This window comes from Streptomyces sp. NPDC020898, assembly GCF_044333925.1.
Taxonomy (GTDB): Bacteria; Actinomycetota; Actinomycetes; order Streptomycetales; family Streptomycetaceae; genus Streptomyces.
In genome coordinates, this window is record NZ_JBIRRV010000017.1 from 15,470 (window position 1) to 18,281 (window position 2,812).

2 protein-coding genes are annotated in these 2,812 nt (G+C 68.9%); one reads left to right on the top strand and one right to left on the bottom strand.

Annotated elements, in window-relative coordinates:
• Positions 1-3: 3 nt before the first annotated feature.
• On the bottom strand, positions 4-930 hold the full coding sequence (locus ACH4TV_RS37910; RefSeq protein WP_398405862.1) for a carbohydrate ABC transporter permease: 927 nt from the start codon (positions 928-930) through the stop codon (positions 4-6).
• A gap of 213 nt (positions 931-1,143) precedes the next feature.
• Between ACH4TV_RS37910 and ACH4TV_RS37915 the strand changes: the two genes are divergently transcribed.
• Positions 1,144-2,223, top strand: coding sequence for a LacI family DNA-binding transcriptional regulator (locus tag ACH4TV_RS37915; protein WP_398405863.1), 1,080 nt, complete (start codon positions 1,144-1,146; stop codon positions 2,221-2,223).
• Positions 2,224-2,812 lie beyond the last annotated feature (589 nt).

The window sequence follows — 2,812 nt, forward strand, 5'->3', positions numbered from 1 at the left end:
GCTTCACGCTCCCTTGCGCATGCCGCGGAGCTGCACGACATAGGCGATGACCATGGTGATCAGCCCCATGATGATGGCGACCGCCGCGGAGTAGTTGTGCTGCTGGCCGTTGAAGGACAGCGAGTAGGTGTAGAAGTTCGGGGTGAAGTCGGTCGTGATGGCGTTGCGCGCGATCAGCCGCAGGACGGCCGGCTCGTTGAAGAGCTGGAAGCTGCCGATGATCGAGAAGATCGTCGCGATGACGAGGGCGCCGCGGATCGCCGGGAGCTTGATGGCGGTGATGACGCGGAACTGCCCGGCGCCGTCGATCTCCGCGGCCTCGTAGAGCGAGAGCGGGATGACCCGCAGCGCGGAGTAGAAGATCAGCATGTTGTAGCCGATGAACTCCCAGGTGACGATGTTGCCGATCGACGCCAGGACCAGGTCGGTGGAGAGCGGGTCGGGCAGGGTGACGCCGAACGCGCTGTTGATGTCACCCACCAGCCCGTACTTGGTGCCGTACATGAAGCCCCACATCAGGGTGGCGACCACGGAGGGCACCGCGTACGGCAGGAAGATCGCGATGCGGAAGAAGTCCTTGCCGAACAGACGGCCGCTGTCCAGGGCGAGGGCGATCAGCAGGGCGATGCCCAGCATGATCGGCACCTGGACGACCAGGAACAGCGACACCCGTATCAGGGAGTCCCAGAAGTGGTCGTCCTCCAGAGCCTGCTGGTAGTTGTCCAGCCCGACGAACTGCGTGCCGCCGATCAGCTGGTCCCTGAAGAGACTGAGGTAGATCGAGTACGCGATGGGTGCCAGGAAGACGAGGGCGAACACCGCCACGAACGGGCCTATGAACCCCCATCCCGTCCATGAGCGGCGGTCCCTCTTCGCCGCGGGCGGGGCCGGGGCGCGCTTAGCGGCCACCGGCGGTTCTAGGGTCGTCATGTGTCGTGCCTCGCTCGTCCGTCTCGGAACCGGCGCTGGTCCGCCGCCGCCCCGATGTTTACGTAAACATCCGTCCCCGCAGGAACCCCACGAGAGGTCCACCGGCTGTTATGTTTACGTAAACATCTGATGGCGGCATGTCTACACCGCTCCCCCGACGCTGGTCAAGGGTCGTCCGGAGCAACTGTGGACCGGGCAGCGAGGGTTGAACGGGTGGACACAGCGGACGGCACGTCGGCGGAGCCGGCGCGGGCGCGCCCACGCACCAGGAAGCGGGCCGCCCGCCGTACACAGAGCGCCTCCATGGCGGACGTCGCCGGGCTCGCCGGTGTCTCCTCGCAGACCGTCTCCCGGGTGTCGAACGGCTTCCCCGGTGTCAACGAGGAGACCCGGCGCCTGGTCCTGACGGCCATGAAGGAGCTGGGCTACCGGCCCAACAGCGCCGCCCGGGCCCTCAAACGCGGCGAGTTCCGCACCATCGGCGTCATCACCTTCGGTCTGTCCACCACGGGCAACGTCCGCACCCTGGAGGCGATCGCCACCTCGGCGGCGCACGAGGGGTACTCGATCACCCTGCTGCCGGTCGCCGTGCCGACGCAGGACGAGGTGCGCGGCGCCTTCTCGCGGCTCGGTGAACTCGCCGTCGACGCGGTCATCGTCATCCTCGAAGTGCACCTCCTCGATGCGTCGACCCTCTCCATGCCGCCCCACGTCCAGGTGGTCGTGGCCGACTCCGACGCGGGCGACCGCTACACCGTGGTCGACACCGACCAGGCGGGCGGCACCCGGACCGCTGTACGGCATCTCCTGGACCTCGGGCACCGCACGGTCTGGCATCTCGCCGGCCCCGAGGGCTCGTACGCGGCGCAGCGTCGCACCGACGCCTGGCGGGCCGAACTCCTCGCGGCGGGACGGATCGCGCCGCCGCTGGTGCACGGTGACTGGTCGGCGGAGTCCGGCTACCGTGCCGGGCTGCGGATCGCCGAACTGCCGGACTGCACAGCGGTGTTCGTGGCCAACGACCAGATGGCGCTGGGGCTGCTGCGGGCCCTGCACGAGAGCGGGCGCCGGGTCCCCGAGGACGTCAGCGTGATCGGCTTCGACGACATCCCGGAGGCGGGCTCCTTCCTGCCGCCGCTGACCACCGTGCACCAGGACTTCGCCGAGGTGGGGCGGCTGTGCGTGGAGGGCGTCCTGCGGCAGATGCGGCAGGACGCGACGGAACACGGGACGACGCTGGTGCCGACACGGCTGGTCGTGCGGAAGAGCACGGCTCCGCCGTCTTCCCCGTGAGCCGTCCTTTTTGTGCGCCGTCCTGACCGTCGAACCGTGCGTTCACGCGGGCTTCGGGCGCCCCGAACGGGGGTGCCCGAAGCCCGTCTGTGTCCGCCCAGGTGCTCAGTCGCCCGGAAAACGTCAAGACATTCTTAGCGACCGGGGGTACTGGGCTGCCCGGTGATCGGTGAACGGCGGCCCGGCTGACCTGGGCGGACTCTTTCGAACCACCCGAATGAGTAGCCCCGCTGCGTCGAAAACCTTGTGGGCTCTACTCGGTTGGGTGGTGACGGTTCAAGCACCGGCAATGAATCTTGAAACCACAACTGAGGTGAACTCGCGGCAGTGCGAAGCCGCCGTGGTCGTGGGAGGTGCCGCGCATGTCGTCCACCGAATTCGCTGACGCCGCCCGCCTGTCGGCCGCGAGACGCACGAGCCGCCGACGCCGGCGCGCAGCCCAGTGCCACGACCCCGCCCGCCCCGGGGGCCGGCTCGTGTCCGCGCTCCCCGGGTGACGGACGCGACCGGCGGGCCCGGGCGGCCCGGCACGGCGGATGACGGTGACACGGCGCGAGGCGCACGGCACACGGCAGTCAGGAACGTGGAC